This is a genomic window from Streptomyces sp. NPDC056738, from assembly GCF_042790435.1.
Classification (GTDB): Bacteria; Actinomycetota; Actinomycetes; order Streptomycetales; family Streptomycetaceae; genus Streptomyces.
In genome coordinates, this window is the sequence record NZ_JBHTZF010000023.1 from 92,243 (window position 1) to 113,425 (window position 21,183).

Sequence of the window (21,183 nt, forward strand, 5' to 3'; positions counted from 1 at the left end):
CGGAGCCCCGGGATGCGCCCGGGGCCGTGGCGGGCCCCGGGCGAAGGCCTGCGCGGCCTGTGTCCGGGGCCGGGGATCACTCCCCCGCGGGCGCGTGCTCCGTCGCCGTGCGCACGTCGATCTCCCGCCAGAATCCGGCGCGGATCGCGTACCGGTCGTGCTCGTCGATCTGGTCGTCCTTGTGCGCGAGCAGGCCGAAGCGGGCGGCGTAGCGCAGCAGCTCGCCGTCCACCCGGTGGGGGACCCGCGGGTACATCGCCGACAGCTTCTGCAGATGGCTCGGGTCGGTGAGGCGTCCCATCCAGCGGCGCGCGAAGACCTGGCCCACCTCGTACGGGTCGCCGCCGACCGTGGTGATGTCCTCCTCGCGGTCCGCCCAGCGCTGCTCGGCGGAGGTGAGCTGGGCGAGCGTCGGCAGCGCGGCGGCCTCGGGGGACTCCGCGGTGGCGCCGGGCCGGTCGACCCAGCCCTTGTCCGAGGACCAGCGCAGCGTGGCGTTGGCGGGGTGCTGGGCGGGCTGGGTGCCCGGTCCGCGGAGCGCGGCCAGGTCCTTCGGCGTGGGGACTCCCTTGGCCGAGGGCACCCGTTCCTGGGTGCCGTTCGGCGATTCGGCCGCCTGGTGGTGCTCGGTCTCCTGGGCGGAGCGCTCGGCGGCGGCCGCGAGCGCGGACTCGGGCAGCGGCGCGGAGAGGATGGCGGCGATCTCGGGGCGCGGCACGGGCGGCGGGGCGCAGACCCCGCCGACCTCCTTGGCGCGGACCGCCTTGATGATCCAGGCACGGTCGAGCACCCGCCGCTCGTCGGCCTCGGCGACCAGGTCCTCGGACTGGTTGTAGTCGCCGTCCGCGGCCTGGACGGCCCACAGGTGTACGGCCACGCCGTGCTCCTTGGCGGCCATCATGCCCGGCAGCAGATCGCCGTCGCCGGTCACGAGGACGATGTCGGAGCAGGCCCGGTTGCGCGCGAGCTCGGTCAGCTCGGCGTGCATGGCGGCGTCCACGCCCTTCTGCGCCCACCGCCCGTCGCTGCGGGTCAGGGCGCCGAGGCGCACCGTGACCCGGGGCATCACGCGCAGCCTGCGGTGTTCGGGCTGGGGTACGCGGTCGGGGGCGCCGTCGAACCAGTAGATGCGCAGCAGGGGCCGTTCGGTGTCGGACTCGGCGCGCTCCCGCAGACCCTGGATGAGGGCGGTGTGGTCGACGGTGATCCGGGATCGGGACGGCTCCCCCGCGAGGAGGCTCGCGGCGGCCCCGAGCAGATACCCGGCGTCCACCAGGACGATGCAGCGGTCCACGCGATCCACCCTCTTTCCGGGAGGTTTGCTTCGGGCTTCCTTGGAGTCTGCCCGACCGTGCGGAGGTTAACGGCCGGAACTCGATCTTCGGCGTGGCGGATCGGAAGAACACCTGCCGACAGGTCTTATTACGCACGGTAATTCTACGAAATGCGCTGCTTGTCAGCCTATGTGAATCTGGTCGCGGCCCTGGCCCCTAGATCCCCCACAGGAGGCAGATCACCATGGCCAAGAACAAGAATCGCAAGCAGGGCGGCCATCAGGACCGCTCCTCGCAGGCCGAGCGTGCGCAGGAGCAGGCCCAGCGGTCGTCGGCGCAGGCACAGCAGTCGCCGATGTCGCAGGCCCAGGGCAGCCCCGCTGATGTTGCCCGTAAGCATCAGAGGCGTTTCGGCCACAACTGAGGCCGCCGCGCGGGCCGTTGAGGCCCAGACACGCATCGAGGGGCGCATCCCGTACCGGATGCGCCCCTCGATGCGTCTGCGTGTCTCCGCCGCGCGGCGGTGGTCTAGCCGGCCAGGCAGGCCGGGCCGAGCAGCACCTTCAGGTCGCCGAAGAGCGCCGGGTCCGGCTTCACCCGGTGCCGGTCGAGCCGCAGGACCGTGGTCTTGCTCGGGCCCTGGAGCCGGATGCGGACCTCGCTCTCGCCCTTGTGGTGGCTGAGGATCTCGCCGAGACGGCTGACCATCGGCGGAGTCACCTTCAGCGCCGGGATGGTGAGGATCACGGGGGCGTTGGTGCCCGCGTTCGACAGGTCCGGGACCTGGAGTTCCATCGCGACCAGCCGCGGCACGTCCTCGCGCTTGTCGAGGCGTCCCTTGACGAAGACGACCGCGTCCTCGACCAGTTGCGTCGACACGAGCTGGTAGGTCGCGGGGAAGAACATGCACTCCATGGTGCCCGCGAGGTCCTCCACGGTGGCGATCGCCCAGGCGTTGCCCTGCTTGGTCATCTTGCGCTGGAGGCCCGAGATGATGCCGCCGATCGTGACGACCGCGCCGTCCGCGTGCTCGCCGCCGGTGAGCTGGGAGATGCCCGCGTCGGCCTTGTCGGACAGCACGTGCTCCAGGCCGAAGAGCGGGTGGTCGGAGACGTACAGGCCGAGCATCTCCCGCTCCTGGGCGAGCAGATAGGCCTTGTCCCACTCGTCGGTGGTGAACTCCACGTCGAGCCCGAAACCGGGCTCGCTGGTGTCCTCGTCCCCCATGCCGCCGAAGAGGTCGAACTGGCCCTCGGCCTCCTTGCGCTTGACCGCCACCACGTTGTCGATCATCGGCTCGAACTGCGCGGTGAGGCCCTTGCGGGTGTGCCCCATCGTGTCGAACGCGCCCGCCTTGATCAGCGATTCGGTGGTGCGCTTGTTGCAGGCGACCGCCTCGACCTTGTCGAGGTAGTCCGGGAAGGAGCCGTACTTCCCCTTGGCCTTGCGGCTGCGGATGATCGACTCGACGACGTTCGTGCCGACGTTGCGCACGGCGGAGAGGCCGAAGAGGATCACGTCGTCGCCCTGGGCGGCGAAGTTCTGCTCGGACTCGTTCACGTTGGGCGGGAGCACCTTGATGCCCATGCGCCGGCACTCGTTGAGGTAGACGGCCGACTTGTCCTTGTCGTCCTTCACCGAGGTGAGCAGGGCGGCCATGTACTCGGCCGGGTAGTTCGCCTTCAGGTAGCCGGTCCAGTACGAGACGAGGCCGTACGCGGCGGAGTGCGCCTTGTTGAAGGCGTAGCCGGCGAAGGGGACCAGCACGTCCCACAGGGCCTGGATCGCCTCGTCGCTGTAGTTGTTCTTGCGCGCGCCCTCCTGGAAGAGGACGAAGTTCTTCGCCAGCTCGTCGGGCTTCTTCTTGCCCATCACGCGGCGCAGGATGTCGGCCTCGCCGAGCGAGTACCCAGCGATGATCTGGGCGGCCTTCTGCACCTGCTCCTGGTAGACGATCAGGCCGTAGGTGACGGCCAGCACCTCTTCGAGCGGTTTCTCCAGCTCGGGGTGGATCGGCGTGATCTCCTGGCGGCCGTTCTTGCGCTCCGCGTAGTTGATGTGCGAGTTCATGCCCATCGGGCCCGGGCGGTACAGGGCCGAGACGGCGGAGATGTCCTCGAAGTTGTCGGGCTGCATCTGGCGGAGCAGCGAGCGCATCGGGCCGCCGTCGAACTGGAAGACGCCGAGCGTGTCACCGCGGCAGAGCAGTTCGAAGGTCTTGGGGTCGTCCAGCGGCAGGGCGAGCATCTCCAGGTCGACGCCCTTGTTGGCCTTCACCATCTTGATGGCGTCGTCCATGATCGTCAGGTTGCGCAGACCCAGGAAGTCCATCTTGAGCAGGCCCAGCGACTCGCACTGGGGGTAGTCCCACTGGGTGATGGTCACGCCGTCGGTGTGCCGCACCCAGATGGGCGCGTGGTCGACGATGGGCTCGCTGGACATGATCACGCCGGCGGCGTGCACGCCCATCTGCCGGACCAGGCCCTCGACGCCCTTGGCGGTGTCGATGACCTTCTTCACGTCCGGCTCGTTCTCGTACATCCCGCGGATCTCGCCCGCCTCGCCGTAGCGGGGGTGCGAGGGGTCGGTGATGCCGTTCAGGTCGATGCCCTTGCCGAGGACGTCGGCGGGCATCGCCTTGGTGAGCCGGTCGCCCATCGCGTACGGGTAGCCCAGCACGCGCGCGGAGTCCTTGATGGCGTTCTTCGCCTTGATCTTGCCGTACGTGCCGATCATGGCGACCTTGTCGGCGCCGTACTTCTCGGTCACGTACCTGATCACCTCGACGCGCCTGCGCTCGTCGAAGTCGATGTCGACGTCGGGCATGGAGACGCGCTCGGGGTTGAGGAACCGCTCGAAGATCAGGCCGTGCGGGATCGGGTCGAGGTCGGTGATGCCCATGGCGTACGCGACGATCGAGCCGGCCGCGGAACCACGGCCCGGTCCCACCGCGATGCCCTGCTTCTTGGCCCACATGATGAAGTCGGCGACGACGAGGAAGTACCCGGGGAACCCCATCTGGATGATGACGTCCATCTCGTACTCGGCCTGCTTCTGGCGGTCCTCGGGGACGCCGCCGGGGAAGCGGCGCTCCATGCCGAGGCGCACCTCCTCCTGGAACCAGGTGACCTCGGTGAAGCCGTCGGGGATGTCGAACTTCGGCATGAGGTTCTTCGCCTCGAACATGCCGGTCGTGTCGATCTGCTCGGCCACCAGGAGCGTGTTGGCGCAGCCCTCCTGCCAGGCGTCCGAGGAGTCGACGGCGTACATCTCGTCCGTCGTCTTCAGGTAGTAGCCGGTGCCGTCGAAGCGGAAGCGGTCCGGGTCGGAGAGGTTCTTGCCGGTCTGGATGCACAGCAGGGCGTCGTGCGCCGTCGCCTCGTGCGCGTACGTGTAGTGCGAGTCGTTCGTCACCAGGGGCGGGATGCCGAGCTTCTTGCCGATCTCCAGGAGCCCGTCGCGGACCCGGCGCTCGATCTCGATGCCGTGGTCCATCAGCTCCAGGAAGTAGCGGTCCCTGCCGAAGATGTCCTGGTACTCGGCGGCCGACTTCAGTGCCTCGTCGAACTGGCCGAGGCGCAGCCTGGTCTGCAGCTCGCCGGAAGGGCAGCCGGTGGAGGCGATGAGCCCCTCCGACCACTGGGAGATCGTCTCCTTGTCCATCCGGGGCCACTTCTGGAGCCAGCCCTCGGCGTACGCGTCCGAGGAGAGCTTGAAGAGGTTGTGCAGGCCCGTCCGGTTCGCCGCCCAGATCGTCTTGTGCGTGTAACCGCCCGAACCGGAGACGTCGTCGCGCTTCTGGTGCGGCTGGCCCCACTGGATCTTGCGCTTGTTGCGCCGGGACTCCGGGGCGACGTACGCCTCGATGCCGATGATCGGGGTGACCCCCGCCTTCTTCGCCGTGTGGAAGAAGTCATAGGCGCCGTGGAGGTTGCCGTGGTCGCTCATCGCGATATGGGTCATGCCCATCTCGTTGCACGCGTCGAACATGTCCTTCAGCCGCGCGGCACCGTCCAGCAGCGAGTACTGGGTGTGGACGTGCAGGTGCGTGAACGGCGGCTTCGACACGGTTTCGGCCTCCAGGAAGAACCATCGGTTACAGGCTGCGGACAGTCTGGGGGGTCAGCGTCGAAGTCTATGACGCGGGACTGACACTCGGCGGAGGATCATCCGTACCGTCGTACGGGGGCCCGTCGTCCGGCGTGTGCGTTCGACGCCGGAACCCGGGCACTCCCGCGTATGTTCGTCCGTTGGAAGTGGACGGACCCCCTTGTCCCGGGGCGGCTCGCCCGCCTCGTCATGTCACGCACCACCTGCACCAGGAGGCACCCAGCGATGTCGGTCCCGCAGCTCAGCGCCGAGCAACGCGGCGAGCAGATCCTCGCCGTCTTCGACACCGCCTTCGGCGAGCTCCTGGCCGCCGACCCGGCCGCGTTCCGCGTGAAGTTCCGCAAGATGGCGGCGTCCGCCTTCGCGTTCTACCGCGGCACGGCGGCGCTCTTCTACCACGACCTCGACCAGGACCGGCGGGGCGGCCCGTACCTGGACGAGCGCACCTCGCGCGTGTGGATCCACGGCGACCTGCACGCCGAGAACTTCGGCACGTACATGGACGCCCAGGGCCGTCTGATCTTCAACGTGAACGACTTCGACGAGGCCTACGTCGGACCCTTCACCTGGGACCTCAAGCGCTTCGCCGCCTCCGTGGCCCTCATCGGGTACGCGAAGGCGCTCAGCGACGAGCAGATCACCGAGCTGGTGCGGGTGTACGCGGCCGCCTACCGCGAGCGCATCCACGCGCTGGCCACCGGCGCCAAGAGCGACGAGGTGCCGCCCTTCACCCTGGACACCGCCGAGGGCCCGCTCCTGGACGCGCTGCGCGACGCGCGCTCCCTGACCCGCTTCGGGCTCCTGGACTCGATGACCGAGATCCGTGACTTCGAGCGCCGCTTCGCCCCGGGCGGCGGCTCCATCGAGCTGGACGCCGCCACCCGGTACAAGGTCCTCGCGGCCTTCGACGGCTATCTGGAGACGCTCCCGGAGTCCTCGCTGACCCGCCCGGACTCGTACCGCGTGAAGGACGTCGTCGGCCGCCGCGGCATCGGCATCGGCTCGGCCGGCCTGCCCTCGTACAACATCCTTCTGGAGGGCAACAGCGACGCCCTGGAGAACGATGTGGTGATCTACATCAAGCAGGCCCAGACCCCGGCCGTCTCCCGGCACATCACGGACGCCGCGATCCGCGGCTACTTCCGGCACGAGGGCCACCGCACGGTGATCTCGCAGCGCGCCCTGCAGGCGCACGCCGACCCGTGGCTGGGCTGGACCGAGCTGGACGGCGCGGGCCAGCTCGTCGCCGAGGTCTCCCCGTACGCGGTGGACCTGGACTGGGGCGACATCGACGACCCCGAGGAGATCGCCTCGGTGGTCGCGGACCTCGGCCGCTCCACCGCCACGATGCACGCGGCGGCGGACGACGAGAGCGGCCACTCGGAGCTGGTGCCGTTCTCCACGGAGCGGGCCATCGACGCGGCCATCGCGGCCGACGAGGACGGCTTCGCCGACCTCCTGGTGGACTTCGCGCACAGCTACGGCGGCCGCGCGCGAGCCGACCACCAGATCTTCGTGGACCTGTTCCGCAACGGACGGATCCCGGGCCTGTAGAGCACACGGCCGCCCACGGACCGTCACCCACGGCCGGCCGCCCCACAACGCTCCCGTAACGCACAGGAACCCTTTAGGGGACGCTTACGGGAGCGCGTGGGAGACTCACCTCTGCTATGGACATATCCGGGACCCAGCTCAGAGCCGCGCGCGCGGCCGTGTTCACGGCTGTCGTCGTGACGCTCTCCGCCGCGTCGCACGTGCTGCTGTCCCGGATGCCGCTGCCGCTGACCACCGTGGCCGCGATCAGCGCCGCCGTCTTCGCGCTCTCCTTCGCGCTCGCGGGCCGCGAGCGCGGCTTCGGCCGCATCGCCGCCCTGCTCGTCCCGCTGGAGCTGGCCGCCGACACCGTGTTCACGACCGGCCAGCACGTCTGTTACGGCGCGGCGGGCGGCCCGGTCGCGGGCCCGCTGCGCTCCGTCGGCCTCGACGTGCTGTGCGGCGGCACGGTGGGGACCCCGCTGTCCCGGGTGACCGGCGGCGCCCCCGACCGCGCCGCCGCCCTGCTCACGCACGCCGACCCGGCCGCGGCCTGGCTGCTGCTCGGCGCGCACGTCGCCGTCGGCCTGCTCGCCGCCGCGTGGCTGCGCCGGGGCGAGCGCGCCCTGGACCAGCTCGTGCGCGCGGTGGCCGCCTCGACCTTCCGGCCGCTGCTGCTCGCCGTCGCCGCGGTGACCGTACGGCCGGCCCCGGCCCTTCGGCCGGCCCGCACCGCGCACCGGCCGGCCGCCGCCCGGACCCGACTGTTCACGCACTCCCTGGGACGCCGCGGACCGCCCCTCAGGGCCGTTTCCGCCTGAACCCTGAGCATCAGCAGTCCCCCTTACGTATTCCGCGTACCACGTTGTGCGCGTCCCCGATGGAGAACACCACCATGAGCAAGCGGAACAGCCAGGCGTCGAAGACGGCGGCGCGCGAGAAGCTGCGCCTGGAGCGCGAGCGCCAGGCCAAGCGCGACAAGATCAAGCGCCAGGGGATCGTGGCCGGTTCCCTCGTCGCGGTCCTCGCGATAGCGGGCGGCATCGGCTACGCCGTCGTGCAGAACAACAAGCCCTCCCAGTGGGAGGCCGTCGCGAGCGACACGGTGGTCGCCCCGGCGAACACCACGGGCAAGGACGGCACGACCGTCGTCATCGGCAAGGACACCGCCAAGAAGACCCTGAAGCTCTACGAGGACCCGCGCTGCCCGATCTGCGCCTCCTTCGAGCAGACCGTCGGCCCGACCGTCACGAAGGACCTCGACGCCGGCAAGTTCAAGATCCAGTACATCGGCGGCACGTTCCTCGACGGCGACTCCGACAAGAGCGGGAAGATCAAGATCGGCTCCCGCGGCGAGGGCTCGAAGAACGCCATGAGCGCCATGGGCGCCGCGCTGAACGTGAGCCAGGACGCCTTCCTGGAGTACAAGAGCGCGCTCTACTCGGCGAAGTACCACCCCGAGGAGACGACCGACAAGTTCAAGGACGACGCCTACCTGATCAAGGTCGCGAACACCGTCCCGGCGCTGAAGAACAACGCCAAGTTCCAGGACGCGGTCAAGAAGGGCACGTACGACGCCTGGGCGCTGGCCATGTCCGAGACCTGGAACAACAACAAGGACGGCGTCACCGGCACGCCGAGCCTGGTCATGAACGGCAAGAAGCTCACCGGCTCGGACGGCCAGAACGCCCCGATGACCGCCGCCGAGTTCACCACGGCGATCGACGCGGCCCTCAAGGCCTGACCGGGCGGCACCACGGCGGCCCCGCGCGATCCCGGACCGTACCGGGAGCGGGGCGGCCGACCCGGGTGACCTGTGTGGTCCTGGTGACGTGAGCGGCGAAAAGCCAAAGAGCGGGCGAACTTTTCCAGTTCGCCCGCTCTTGGCTTGTACTGATCGGTAACCTCATCGCCCGTGACCAGTCGACTCAGATCAACCAACCCCGGGGACGCCCTCAACTCCCGCGCCCCGCGCCGCCGTACGGTCGTCAAGGCCGCGGCCGCCACCGCCGTCCTCGCCGCCCCGCTCGCGGCCGCCCTGCCGGCCCGCGCCGCCGAGGCACCCGTCTTCCTGCACGGCGTCGCCTCCGGTGACCCGCTGCCCGACGGCATCCTGCTGTGGACCCGGGTGACGCCCACCTCCCAGGCGATACCCGGCTCCGGGCTCGGCCCGGACACCGAGGTGAGCTGGACCGTCGCCCGGGACAAGGCGTTCACCTCCGTCGTCGCCACCGGTTCCACCGTCGCCACGGCCGCCACCGACCACACCGTCAAGGCGGACATCCGCGGCCTGCAGCCCGCCACCGACTACTGGTTCCGCTTCTCCGCCGGCGGCACCGACTCGCCCGTCGCGCGCACCCGCACCACCCCGGCCGCCGACGCGTCCGTCGCCGGCCTGCGCTTCGGCGTGGTCTCCTGCGCCAACTGGGAGGCCGGCTACTTCTCGGCGTACCGCCACCTCGCCGCCCGCAACGACCTGGACGCCTGGCTGCACCTCGGCGACTACATCTACGAGTACAAGTCCGGCGAGTACGGGACCCGCGGCACGGTCGTACGGCCGCACGCCCCGGCCAACGAGATCCTCACCCTCGCCGACTACCGCACCCGGCACGGCCGGTACAAGACCGACCCCGACCTCCAGGCCCTGCACCACAAGGCGCCGGTCGTCGCGATCTGGGACGACCACGAGTTCGCCGACAACTCCTGGTCGGGCGGCGCGGTCAACCACACCGAGGGCGCCGAGGGCACCTGGACGGCCCGTCAGACCGCCGCCAAGCAGGCCTACTTCGAGTGGATGCCGGTCCGTCCGGCCATCGCCGGAACCACCTACCGCCGGCTGCGCTTCGGCAAGCTCGCCGACCTCGCGCTCCTCGACCTGCGCTCCTTCCGGTCGCAGCAGGCGTCCACCGCCAGCGGCTCGGTCGACGACCCGGAGCGCACCATCACCGGCCGCGCCCAGCTCGACTGGCTGAAGTCGGGGCTCAAGTCCTCGGACACCACCTGGCGGCTGGTCGGCAACTCGGTGATGATCTCGCCGTTCGCGGTGGGCTCGCTCTCCGCCGACCTCCTCAAGCCGCTCGCCAAGCTCCTCGGGCTCCCGCAGGAGGGCATCGCCGTCAACACCGACCAGTGGGACGGCTACACCGACGACCGCCGCGAACTGCTCGCGCACCTGCGGTCCAACGCCATCCGCAACACGGTCTTCCTGACCGGTGACATCCACATGGCCTGGGCCAACGACGTGCCGGTGGACGCCGGTACGTACCCGCTGTCCCCGTCCGCCGCCACGGAGTTCGTCGTCACCTCGATGACGTCCGACAACCTCGACGACATCGTCAAGGTCCCCGAGGGCGTCGTCTCGGCCGTCGCCTCCCCGATCATCCGCGCGGCCAACCGCCATGTGCACTGGGTCGACACCGACCGCCACGGCTACGGGGTCCTGGACATCACGGCCGACCGCGCGCAGATGGACTACTACGTGCTGTCCGACCGCACGAACCCGAACGCGACCTCGTCCTGGGCCCGTTCGTACCGCACGCGCAGCGGCACGCAGACGGTGGAGCGGACGTACGACCCGGTGTAGTCCCCCGGGGCTACAGCGAATCGAGGAAGCCGAGCGCCACCTTCCAGGTGGCCTCGGCCGCCTCGGCGTCGTAGTCCGGCAGGTCCGGGTCGGTGTAGAGGTGGCCCGCGCCCGCGTAGCGGTAGATCTCCACGTCGGCTCCGGTTCTCTGCATCTGGAGATACCAGGCGCTCAGCCAGTCGTCCGTCTCGAACTGGTCGGGCTCGGCGACATGGAGCTGGACCGGGAGCTCGTCCACCGAAGCGCTCTCGGCGATGTCCGACGTGCCGTGCAGCAGGAGGAGTCCGCGGGCCTTCTCGTCGCCGAGGGCCAGGGTCTGCCCGACCGAGGCGCCGAGGGAGAAGCCCGCGTAGACGAGGCCGCGGTCGGAGTAGGGCGCGGCGGCCAGGACCGCCCGCTTGAGCAGCTCGTCCTTGCCGATCCCGTCACTGAAGGCCATGCCCTCCTCGACGGTCTCGAACGTGTGCCCCTCGAAGAGGTCGGGGGTCCACACCTCGTGGCCCGCGGCGCGCAGCCGGTCCGCCGCCGCGCGCACCGCCGGCCGCAGACCGTAGGTCGAGTGAAAGAGCATGATGTTCATGGACTCCATGGTGCCAGCCGGCACCGACAGCGCCGCTCCGGGCCGTCCGGCGGGGTGGGCGCCGGAGCGTCCGGTGGGGTGGATCCGGGCCGGTCGCCCGGATACCCCGTCCCTGTCGCCCGGCCGGCCCGGGCGGGTTCGGCGGGGTGCCCCGGAGCGAGCCCCTGGGATACCCCGTTCCGCCCGGAGAACACATGTTCATGACGCCGGTGGCCGGTTAGCTTCTCAGGCATGGAGAACGTACTGCGCCCGGTGATCGTCGTCGGTGGCTCGGTCGTCCTCACGCTGCTCATCGGATGGTCCGTCGACCGTCTGCTGCGGCGGGCTGACGACCGGCACAGCGAGACCTCCCTGTGGGGTCTGCTCCGCCGCGGCCGAGTCCCCTTCCAGCTCGTCCTGTTCGCCGCCCTGCTCAGAGGCTCCTACGCCCAGGTGACGCTCCTGGTCGAGCACCGGATCGGCATCGGCCGGACCCTGACCCTGATCCTGATCGGCGCGGCCGCCTGGCTGGTGGTGAGCATCGCCACGGCGGTCGTCGAGACCTCGTACAGCCGCTACGCGAACGCGCACCGCGATCCGGCGCGGATCCGCCGGGTCCGCACCCAGGTCACGCTGATCCAGCGGGTGGTCACCGCGGTCGTCGGTGTCGTCGCCGCCGCCGCGATGCTGCTCACCTTCCCCGCGATGCGCGCGGCCGGCGCCTCGCTGCTGGCCTCGGCCGGGATCCTCGGCATCGTCGCCGGTGTCGCCGCCCAGTCCACCCTCGCGAACCTCTTCGCCGGACTCCAGATCGCCTTCGGCGACATGGTGCGGCTCGGCGACACCGTGGTGGTCGACGGCGAGTGGGGCACGGTCGAGGAGATCACCCTGACGTTCCTGACGGTACGGACGTGGGACGAGCGCCGGATCACCATGCCGGTGTCGTACTTCACCTCGAAGCCGTTCGAGAACTGGTCGCGCGGCACCCCCCAGATGACCGGCATCGTCTTCCTGCACCTCGACCACTCCGCGCCGGTGGAGGCGATGCGCGGGAAGCTGCGCGACATCCTGCGCGAATGCCCGGCCTGGGACGGCCGCGACTACGGCCTGGCCGTCACCGACTCGACGCCCAACACCATGCAGGTGCGCGCGCTGGTCACCGCGAAGGACGCGGACGACATCTGGACGGTACGGGTCACGGTCCGCGAGCAGTTGATCCGCTGGCTGACCGAACAGCACCCCTACGCACTCCCCCGCGTCAACACCGCCGAGGCGGCGCTCCTCCCCGGCCAGGGCCCCCGTACGGGCCGCACGGAGCCGGAGGCGGCGGCGTCCCGCCCCCACCACGCCCGCCACGCCCACGAACCGCCCCGCACGGGCCCGGGCCGCGGCTGACCCGGGTGCTCCACCGGTGCCGGGCGAACGCGCCCGGCGCCGGTGGACGCCCCGGCGGGCGTCAGCGGAGGCTTCGGACGTCCAGGTGTCTCAGGACGCGGTCCACGATCTCCGGGTCGGCCCCGGGCTCGCTCCGCGCGGACAGCACCTCGTGCCGGGCCGCGCTCATCATCTCGCCCTGGATCCGCCGCATCCGCTTCATCCGCCGGACCCGCTGCACATGCGCCTCGCGGCGTTCCTCGTCCCCCATGTCGGGGCTGATCCGCACACCGATCTCGAAGGCCCGGCGCAGCAGTTGCTCGGAGACCTCCTCCGGCAGCTCCTCCACCTCCTCGATCTCCCGCAGCCTGCGCTTCGCGGCCTTGGCGGCCCGTACCGCGAGCTCCTTCTCGAAGGCCTTCTCGACGTCCTCGTCGGCCCGCACCCCGAGCCTTCTGACGAGCCAGGGCAGGGTGAGCCCCTGGATCACGAGGGTCGCCATGATCACCCCGAAGGCGATGAACACGATCTCGTCGCGGTCCGGGAACGGCGAACCGTCGTCCATCTCCAGCGGGATCGCGAGCGCCAGGGCCACGGAGGCGACCCCGCGCATCCCGGCCCACCACATGACCACGGTCTCCCGCCACGAGGTCGGGATCTCCTCGTCGTAGTCCCGCTTGGCGTGCAGCCGCTTGGTCAGCCAGGTCGCGGGCAGCAGCCAGGCCAGGCGTACGAGCACGACCACGACCACGATGGTGGCGGCCCAGCCGAGCATCTCGCCCCAGCGGCCCGACGCCGTACGGATCGCGTTGTGCAGTTCGAGGCCGATGAGCCCGAAGGCGACGCCGGTGACGAGCGTGTCCACCACGTCCCAGACGGTCGACCCGGCGAGCCGGGTCAGGACGTCGTCGGCGTCGGTGGCGTACTCCGCGAGGAACAGGGCCGTGGTGAGCACGGCGAGCACCCCGGATCCGTGCAGTTCCTCGGCCGTGACGTACGCGACGTACGGCACGAGCAGGGTCAGCCCGATCTGCAGGGTGGCGTCGCCGACCAGCGTCATCAGCTTGTTCGCGGCCCAGCCGAGGGCCACCCCGACGACGAGGGCGACGACGGCGGAGAGCACGAGGTCGAGTCCGGCCCGCCAGGGCGAGAAGGTTCCGCTGACCGCGGCGGCGATCGCCACGTGGTAGAGCACGATGGCCGTGACGTCGTTGAAGAGGCCCTCGCCCTCCAGGATCGACACCAGGCGGCGCGGCAGCCCGAGCTGTCCCGCGACGGCGGTCGCCGCGACCGGGTCGGGGGGCGCCACGAGGGCGCCCAGCGCGAAGGCGGCGGCGAGCGGCAGGCCGGGCACGATCGCGCTCGCGACGGCGGCGACCGCCAGGGTGGTGACGAACACCAGGGCCACCGCGAGCAGGAAGATCGGGCGCCGGTTCGCGGCGAACTGTCTCCACGAGGTGCGGCGCACCGCGGCGTACAGCAGCGGCGGCAGCAGCGCCGGCAGGATCAGCTCCGGCGGGATGTCCACGTTCGGGACGAACTCCAGCACGGCCAGCACCATGCCGAGCAGGGTCATCAGGACCGGCGCGGGAAGCCCGAACCGCTCTCCGACCGGGACGCTGACCACGGCCCCGAGCAGCAGCACGAACAGCAGGGCCAACTGATCCACGGTCAGCGCTCCGGGTCTAGACGATCAAGGGCGGTCCAGACCTCAAGCGTGCCACGCCGCTAGGGCGATACCTCGCTCACAGGGCCTTGCGCATCGCGCGGTGCGGCATGTCCGCGTCCTCGAACTCCGGACCGTACGCCACGTATCCGAGCCGTTCGTAGAACCCCAGCGCGTGGGTCTGCGCGTGCAGGTCCACTGCGGTCAGGCCCCGAGCGCGTGCGGCGGCCTCGATGGCCCCGACGAGCGCGGCGCCGACGCCGAGCCCGCGTGCCTCGCGCGTCACGGCGAGCCGCCCGAGCGAGCCGACGGCCGGATCCCCGCCGACCTTCGCCGCGGCGGCCTCGCCCTCCAGCAGTCGCCCGGTGCCCAGGGGCACGCCGTCCTCGCGGATCGCCAGCACGTGCAGGGCGCCGGGGTCGTACGCGTCGTACTCGATGTCCTGGGGGACGCCCTGCTCGCCGACGAAGACGTCCTTGCGCACCGCGAAGCAGGCCTCACGGTCGGTGGCGTCCTCGGCGACCCGCACCTCGTAGGCGACGCCGCGCACGGCCCGGGAGAGGCCCGTCGCCGCGTCCGGACCGCCGCTCACGCGTTGCTCTCCTCACGGACCTTGTCCAGGGCGCGCTGGAGGTCCTCGGGGTAGCCGGTCTCGAACTCCACCCAGCGGCCGTCCGCGGGGTGCTCGAAACCGAGCCGCACCGCGTGCAGCCACTGGCGGGTGAGGCCGAGGCGCTTGGCGAGCGTGGGGTCCGCGCCGTAGGTGAGGTCGCCGACGCAGGGGTGGCGGTGGGCGGACATGTGGACGCGGATCTGGTGGGTGCGCCCGGTCTCCAGCTTGATGTCGAGCAGGGAGGCGGCGCGGAACGCCTCGATCAGGTCGTAGTGCGTGACGGAGGGCTTGCCCTCGGCGGTGACCGCCCACTTGTAGTCGTGGTTCGGGTGGCGTCCGATGGGCGCGTCGATGGTGCCGCTGGTCGGGTCCGGGTGGCCCTGCACGAGCGCGTGGTAGCGCTTGTCGACCGTGCGCTCCTTGAACTGGCGCTTGAGCGAGGTGTACGCGTACTCCGACTTGGCGACCGTCATCAGGCCCGAGGTGCCCACGTCGAGGCGGTGGACGATGCCCTGGCGCTCGGCCGCGCCGGAGGTGGAGATGCGGTAGCCGGCGGCCGCGAGACCGCCGATGACGGTCGGGCCCGACCAGCCGGGGCTGGGGTGCGCGGCCACGCCGACGGGCTTGACGATCACGAGCACGTCGTCGTCGTCATGGATGATCTCCATGCCCTCGACGGGTTCGGCGACGATCTGCACGGGCGCGGGGGCTCCGGGCATCTCGACCTCGAGCCAGGCGCCGCCGTGCACCCGCTCGGATTTGCCGACCACCGAGCCGTCGACCGTGACCTTCCCCGCCGCGGCGAGCTCCGCGGCCTTGGTACGGGAGAAGCCCAGCATGCGGGAGATGGCGGCGTCGACGCGCTCGCCCTCCAGGCCGTCGGGCACGGGCAGGGTGCGGATCTCGGGAATGGTGCTCACCCGTCGAGTATGCCGGACGGCTCGGACACCGCCTGACCACCGTCCGAACGCCAGTGCCCGGCGGGAGCCTCCCCGCGGCGTCGTACGGGCCGCGGGACGGCCCCGTACGGCGGCGGGGAGCTGGTCAGTCCTTGTGGACGGTGCCGTCCGGGTCCAGGCCCCGGAAGGACAGCAGCACGATCAGGATGCCGCCGCAGACGATCGCGGAGTCGGCGAGGTTGAAGACGGCGAAGTGCTTGGGTGCGATGAAGTCCACGACCGCGCCCTCGAAGACGCCGGGCGACCGGAAGACGCGGTCGGTCAGGTTGCCGAGCGCGCCGCCCAGCAGCAGGCCGAGCGCGATGGCCCACGGCACGCTGTAGAGCTTGCGGGCGAGCCGGGCGATGACGACGATCACGGCCGCCGCGATCACCGTGAAGATGATCGTGAACGCCTGGCCGAAGCCGAAGGCGGCGCCCGCGTTGCGGATCGCCTCGAACCGCAGCCAGTCCCCGAGGATGTCGATCGAGTCGTGGTGCTCCAGCTTCGCCACCACGATCATCTTGCTGACGAGATCGAGGGCGTACGCCAGCACGGCCACCGTGAAGAGCACGGCGATCCTGCGCTTGCCCCGGGGCCGCTCGGCCGGGGCCGGCGCGTCGGCGCCGGACCGGTCTCCGGACGCCGCGTTCCCGCCGGTGTGATCCGGTTCGGCCCCCGCCGTCCCTGGAATCTCCGGCGTACCGATGATGCGCTCCGCCTCTGCCACGTGAGTGAGTCCCTCGACCTAGGTTCCTGACTGAGGACGAGGGTACGGCACACGCTCGCGGGCCCACGTGCTCAGGAGCGCTCGGGGCCGCGAGGCGGTGCCGCTCCCCCGCGGCACCCGGGGGATCAGTGCCTGCGCTCCTGCTTCTGCTTGCACTCGACGCACAGCGTGGCGCGCGGGAAGGCCTGCATACGGGCCTTGCCGATGGGATTGCCGCAGTTCTCGCAGAGCCCGTAGGTGCCCGCGTCGAGGCGGTCCAGGGCGTGCTCGGTCTGCTCCAGCGTTTCCCGCGCGTTCGAGTTGAGCGCCATCTCGTGCTCGCGTGTGATGTTTTTCGTACCCGTGTCCGCCTGGTCGTCGCCCGCGCCGTCGCCGGAGTCCCGCATCAGGCCCGCGAGAGCCTCCTCGGACGACGAGATCTCGGCACGCAGCCGCAGCGCCTCCGACTGGAGCTCCGCGCGGGCCGCCGCGACCTCGTCCGGGGTCCAGGGGTCCTCGCCCGGCCGCACCGCGAGCTCGCCGGGCTCGACCGCGGCGATCCTCGCCTTCGGTACGGCGGTGGCCTTCTTGGCGGCCGTGGCCGCGCCACGGGTCTTCTTCGCAACCACCGTCGTGGCTCCCGTCGTCTTCGCGGCCGCTGCCGCGCCCTGGGCCGCGGAAGCGGCCGTCTTCCTGGCCGTACCGGTGCTCTTCCTCGCCGTGCCCGTGCTCTTGCGCGCCGCGGAGGCGGCGGATCTCCCGGACGCGGGCTTCCCCGCGGCGGTCGCCGCCTTCTTCGCGGTGGTCTTCCCGCCGGCCGTCTTCCTGCCCGCGGCCTTCGCGGACGCGGTCCCGGAGGAGGCCGCCTTCGCCGCGGACGTCTTCGTCCCCGGCGTCTTCGCCCCGGCCGCCTTGGTCCCGGCGGCCTTCGTCCCGGCCGTCTTCGTCCCGGCCGTGTGCGCGTCCTTCTTCCCGTCCGTCTCCCTGGCCGCCGCACTCGTGGATCTGCCCGACGCCGACTGCTGTACGGCGGTCTTCTTCGCCACCATGGCCGCGGCCCCTTCACATATTGTGATCTTGCTCGCGAATCGTGCTGGGACGATAAATCGACTTCCGGCCCGCGGCAACGGGACCCGGCCACGATTCGCCCGCCACGCGAGCCCCGCGCGGCGAGTCTGCCTCCGTTGTGCCCAGCTCCCCGCCGGGTAATCCGCCAGGACCGGCGTCCCGGGATCCGGACCCGCGCACCTCGCCATTCGGGTCACCGCGCAGGCCACGGCCGTGACCGGGAAAACCGGTCGGCCGGCGGCCCGGGGGCGCCGTACACTGGGCGCAGCGAGAAGCGTGGATGGGGACGAGTAGCGGCGTACGCGGCCAGGAGCGACCCGGGGACGGTGGAAGCCCGGGGGCCAGCGCGACGTGAAGATCACCCCGGAGCCGCCGGCAGAACACCCCTGTGGGGCCAGTAGACCCGGCATCGCGACCCCAATGAGGGGGCTCACCGACACGAACGGCGCGTCGGAGGGCCAAGGAGGGTGGTACCGCGGGAGCGCGCCGCACACGGCGTCCGTAGCAAGACGGCTCTCGTCCCTCCGACGGAAGGCAGAAAGTCCGTTGGAGGAAGCTCGCCGATGACAGCGCCGACGTACCGCCAGGTGCCCGCCCAGGTCGACCTGCCCGCACTCGAGCACGCCGTGCTCGATTTCTGGCGTGAGCAGAAGATCTTCGCCAAGAGCCTCGAGCAGTCCGAGGGCCGGCCGGAGTGGGTGTTCTACGAGGGCCCGCCCACCGCCAACGGCATGCCGGGCGCCCACCACATCGAAGCGCGCGTCTTCAAGGACGTCTTCCCGCGCTTCCGGACCATGCGCGGCTATCACGTGGCCCGCAAGGCCGGCTGGGACTGCCACGGCCTGCCGGTCGAGCTGGCGGTCGAGAAGGAACTCGGCTTCACCGGCAAGCAGGACATCGAGGCGTTCGGCATCGCCGAGTTCAACGACCGGTGCCGCGAGTCCGTGACCCGCCACACGGACGCGTTCACCGAGCTGACGAACCGCATGGGCTACTGGGTCGACCTCGACGACGCCTACCGCACGATGGACCCCGAGTACATCGAGTCCGTGTGGTGGTCGCTCAAGCAGATCTTCGACAAGGGCCTGCTGGTCCAGGACTACCGCGTGGCGCCCTGGTGCCCTCGCGACGAGACGGGCCTGTCGGACCACGAGCTGGCCCAGGGCTACGAGACGATCGTCGACCCCTCCGTGTACGTCCGTTTCCCGCTCACCTCCGGTCCGCTGGCCGGCCGTGCCTCGCTCCTGGTGTGGACGACCACGCCGTGGACGCTGGTGTCCAACACCGCGGTAGCCGCCCACCCGGGTGTCACCTATGCCGTCGTGACGAACGGCGAGGAGCAGCTCGTCGTCGCGCAGCCGCTCGTCGAGAAGGCGCTCGGCGAGGGCTGGGAGGCCACGGGCGAGTCCTTCACGGGTGCCGAGATGGAGCGCTGGACGTATCAACGTCCGTTCGAGCTCATCGAGTTCCCCGAGCCCGCCCACTTCGTGGTGAACGCCGAGTACGTGACGACCGAGGACGGTACGGGTCTGGTCCACCAGTCCCCCGCCTTCGGCGAGGACGACCTCAAGGTCTGCCGCTCGTACGGCCTTCCGGTCGTGAACCCGATCCGCCCGAACGGCACCTTCGAGGAGAGCGTCCCGCTCGTGGGCGGCGTCTTCTTCAAGAAGGCGGACGAAAAGCTCACCGAGGACCTCCAGAACCGCGGCCTGCTCTTCAAGCACGTCCCGTACGAGCACAGTTACCCGCACTGCTGGCGCTGCCACACGGCGCTCCTGTACTACGCGCAGCCGTCCTGGTACATCCGCACCACGGCCGTCAAGGACCGTCTCCTGGAGGAGAACGAGGGGACCAACTGGTTCCCGGAGTCCGTCAAGCACGGCCGCTTCGGCGACTGGCTGAACAACAACATCGACTGGGCGCTCTCGCGCAGCCGTTACTGGGGCACCCCGCTGCCGCTGTGGACCTGCGAGGAGGGCCACCTCACCTGTGTCGGCTCGCGCGCGGAACTGTCCGAGCTGACCGGCACCGACCAGTCGGACCTCGACCCGCACCGCCCGTACATCGACGCGGTGACCTTCCCGTGCCCGCAGGGAGGCTGCGGTCTGACCGCGACCCGCGTGCCCGAGGTCATCGACGCCTGGTACGACTCGGGCTCGATGCCGTTCGCGCAGTGGGGCTACCCGTACAAGAACAAGGAGATCTTCGAGAGCCGCTACCCGGCGCAGTTCATCTCCGAGGCCATCGACCAGACGCGCGGCTGGTTCTACACGCTGATGGCCGTCGGCACCCTGGTGTTCGACAAGTCCTCGTACGAGAACGTCGTGTGCCTCGGCCACATCCTCGCCGAGGACGGCCGCAAGATGTCCAAGCACCTGGGCAACATCCTTCAGCCGATCCCGCTGATGGACCAGCACGGCGCCGACGCGGTGCGCTGGTTCATGGCGGCCGGGGGTTCCCCGTGGGCGGCGCGGCGCGTGGGTCACGGCACGATCCAGGAGGTCGTCCGCAAGACGCTCCTCACGTACTGGAACACCGTCGCCTTCCAGGCGCTGTACGCCCGCACCAGCGACTGGGCGCCCAGCGCGGCCGACCCGGCGCCGGCGGACCGTCCGGTCCTGGACCGCTGGCTGCTGTCCGAACTCCACGCGCTCACCGACCAGGTGACGCAGGCTCTGGAGGCGTACGACACCCAGCGGGCCGGGAAGCTCCTGTCGGCCTTCGTCGACGACCTCTCCAACTGGTACGTGCGCCGTTCCCGCCGCCGCTTCTGGCAGGGAGACAAGGCCGCGCTGCGCACGCTGCACGAGGTCGTGGAGACCGTCACGCGGCTGATGGCCCCGCTGACCCCGTTCATCACCGAGCGGGTCTGGCAGGACCTGATCGCCCCGGTCACCCCGGACGCCCCCGAGTCGGTGCACCTGTCGACCTGGCCCGAGGCGGACCTGTCCGCCATCGACCCGGAGCTCTCGCGCCAGATGCTCCTGGTGCGTCGTCTCGTCGAGCTCGGCCGGGCCACGCGCGCGGAGTCGGGCGTCAAGACCCGGCAGCCGCTGTCCCGCGCGCTGATCGCCGCCACCGGCTTCTCGACGCTCGACCCCGAGCTGCACGCGCAGATCACCGAGGAACTGAATGTGAGTTCCCTCGCGTCGCTCTCCGAGGTCGGCGGCTCACTGGTCGACACCACCGCGAAGGCGAACTTCCGCGCCCTGGGCAAGCGGTTCGGCAAGGGCGTCCAGGATGTGGCGAAGGCCATCTCCCAGGCCGACGCCGCGGCCCTGTCCCTCGCCCTGCGCGAGGGCACCGCGTCGGTCGAGGTCGGCGGCGAGACCGTGACGCTGGCCCCGGACGAGGTCATCATCACGGAGACCCCGCGCGAGGGCTGGTCGGTCGCCTCGGACTCCGGCGCGACCGTCGCGCTCGACCTGGAGATCACCGAGGAGCTGCGGCAGGCGGGCCTCGCCCGTGACGCGATCCGGCTGATCCAGGAGGCCCGCAAGAACAGCGGCCTCGACGTGGCCGACCGCATCGCGCTGCGCTGGACCTCCACGGACCCGGCGGTCGTCGCGGCGCTCGGCGAGCACGCCGGTCTCATCGCCGACGAGGTCCTCGCCACGGACTTCGCCCAGGGCGAGGCCGACGGCGCGTACGGCGAGGCGTTCACCGACGAGGGGCTGTCCCTGGTGTTCCGTCTCCGCAAGGCGTGACGCGGATCTCCCACCCGCAGCGAGGGCCCGGGGCCGCCAGGATCTCCTG

General features: G+C 70.8%; 15 protein-coding genes. 7 read left to right on the forward strand and 8 right to left on the reverse strand.

The window, feature by feature from the left end; all coding sequences use genetic code 11:
- Window positions 1–76: 76 nt before the first annotated feature.
- On the reverse strand, window positions 77–1,294 hold the full coding sequence (locus ACFRIC_RS38710) for an NYN domain-containing protein (RefSeq protein WP_382796317.1): 1,218 nt from the start codon (window positions 1,292–1,294) through the stop codon (window positions 77–79).
- A gap of 224 nt (window positions 1,295–1,518) precedes the next feature.
- On the opposite strand from ACFRIC_RS38710, the gene ACFRIC_RS38715 reads away from it, so the two are divergent.
- Window positions 1,519–1,698 (forward strand): hypothetical protein, encoded by a 180-nt coding sequence (locus tag ACFRIC_RS38715; protein ID WP_103554547.1) that lies wholly within the window; start codon window positions 1,519–1,521, stop codon window positions 1,696–1,698.
- 104 nt (window positions 1,699–1,802) lie between these two features.
- Here ACFRIC_RS38715 and dnaE read toward each other — a convergent pair whose 3' ends face one another.
- Complete coding sequence (dnaE, locus tag ACFRIC_RS38720) at window positions 1,803–5,342, reverse strand: DNA polymerase III subunit alpha (protein WP_382796319.1); 3,540 nt, start codon at window positions 5,340–5,342, stop codon at window positions 1,803–1,805.
- 267 nt (window positions 5,343–5,609) lie between these two features.
- Between dnaE and ACFRIC_RS38725 the strand changes: the two genes are divergently transcribed.
- From ACFRIC_RS38725 to ACFRIC_RS38740, 4 genes are all read left to right on the forward strand, one after another.
- A complete protein-coding gene (locus tag ACFRIC_RS38725) occupies window positions 5,610–6,938 on the forward strand; it encodes a DUF2252 domain-containing protein (RefSeq protein WP_382796321.1) in 1,329 nt (442 codons plus the stop codon).
- Between the two features lie 116 nt (window positions 6,939–7,054).
- Window positions 7,055–7,738: a hypothetical protein gene (locus tag ACFRIC_RS38730; protein ID WP_382796323.1), complete on the forward strand. Its 684-nt coding sequence runs from the start codon at window positions 7,055–7,057 to the stop codon at window positions 7,736–7,738.
- A 74-nt stretch (window positions 7,739–7,812) separates the two neighbouring features.
- Entirely contained in the window at window positions 7,813–8,661 is an 849-nt protein-coding gene (locus ACFRIC_RS38735) for a thioredoxin domain-containing protein (RefSeq protein WP_382796324.1), read from the forward strand.
- A gap of 171 nt (window positions 8,662–8,832) precedes the next feature.
- Window positions 8,833–10,500: an alkaline phosphatase D family protein gene (locus ACFRIC_RS38740; RefSeq protein ID WP_382796325.1), complete on the forward strand. Its 1,668-nt coding sequence runs from the start codon at window positions 8,833–8,835 to the stop codon at window positions 10,498–10,500.
- A 10-nt stretch (window positions 10,501–10,510) separates the two neighbouring features.
- On the opposite strand, the gene ACFRIC_RS38745 is transcribed toward ACFRIC_RS38740, so the two are convergent.
- Complete coding sequence (locus ACFRIC_RS38745; RefSeq protein WP_382796327.1) at window positions 10,511–11,080, reverse strand: dienelactone hydrolase family protein; 570 nt, start codon at window positions 11,078–11,080, stop codon at window positions 10,511–10,513.
- A 231-nt stretch (window positions 11,081–11,311) separates the two neighbouring features.
- On the opposite strand from ACFRIC_RS38745, the gene ACFRIC_RS38750 reads away from it, so the two are divergent.
- The gene (locus tag ACFRIC_RS38750; RefSeq protein WP_382796328.1) at window positions 11,312–12,454 is read left to right on the forward strand and encodes a mechanosensitive ion channel domain-containing protein; all 1,143 of its coding nucleotides are present in this window, start codon (window positions 11,312–11,314) and stop codon (window positions 12,452–12,454) included.
- 61 nt (window positions 12,455–12,515) lie between these two features.
- Here the strand turns inward: ACFRIC_RS38750 and ACFRIC_RS38755 are convergent, their stop codons facing one another.
- The 5 genes from ACFRIC_RS38755 to ACFRIC_RS38775 form a co-directional block, all read right to left on the reverse strand.
- Complete coding sequence (locus ACFRIC_RS38755; RefSeq protein ID WP_382796330.1) at window positions 12,516–14,102, reverse strand: Na+/H+ antiporter; 1,587 nt, start codon at window positions 14,100–14,102, stop codon at window positions 12,516–12,518.
- A gap of 76 nt (window positions 14,103–14,178) precedes the next feature.
- Window positions 14,179–14,649: a GNAT family N-acetyltransferase gene (locus ACFRIC_RS38760; RefSeq protein ID WP_382796348.1), complete on the reverse strand. Its 471-nt coding sequence runs from the start codon at window positions 14,647–14,649 to the stop codon at window positions 14,179–14,181.
- Between the two features lie 38 nt (window positions 14,650–14,687).
- Window positions 14,688–15,632, reverse strand: coding sequence for an RluA family pseudouridine synthase (locus ACFRIC_RS38765; protein WP_382796331.1), 945 nt, complete (start codon window positions 15,630–15,632; stop codon window positions 14,688–14,690).
- Between the two features lie 124 nt (window positions 15,633–15,756).
- Window positions 15,757–16,380, reverse strand: a complete 624-nt coding sequence (gene lspA, locus ACFRIC_RS38770) for a signal peptidase II (RefSeq protein WP_382796333.1) — start codon at window positions 16,378–16,380, stop codon at window positions 15,757–15,759.
- A gap of 125 nt (window positions 16,381–16,505) precedes the next feature.
- Window positions 16,506–17,408, reverse strand: coding sequence for a TraR/DksA family transcriptional regulator (locus tag ACFRIC_RS38775; RefSeq protein WP_382796335.1), 903 nt, complete (start codon window positions 17,406–17,408; stop codon window positions 16,506–16,508).
- Window positions 17,409–17,990: 582 nt separating this feature from the next.
- Here ACFRIC_RS38775 and ileS point away from each other — a divergent pair.
- Window positions 17,991–21,134 (forward strand): isoleucine--tRNA ligase, encoded by a 3,144-nt coding sequence (gene ileS, locus ACFRIC_RS38780; RefSeq protein ID WP_382796337.1) that lies wholly within the window; start codon window positions 17,991–17,993, stop codon window positions 21,132–21,134.
- Window positions 21,135–21,183 lie beyond the last annotated feature (49 nt).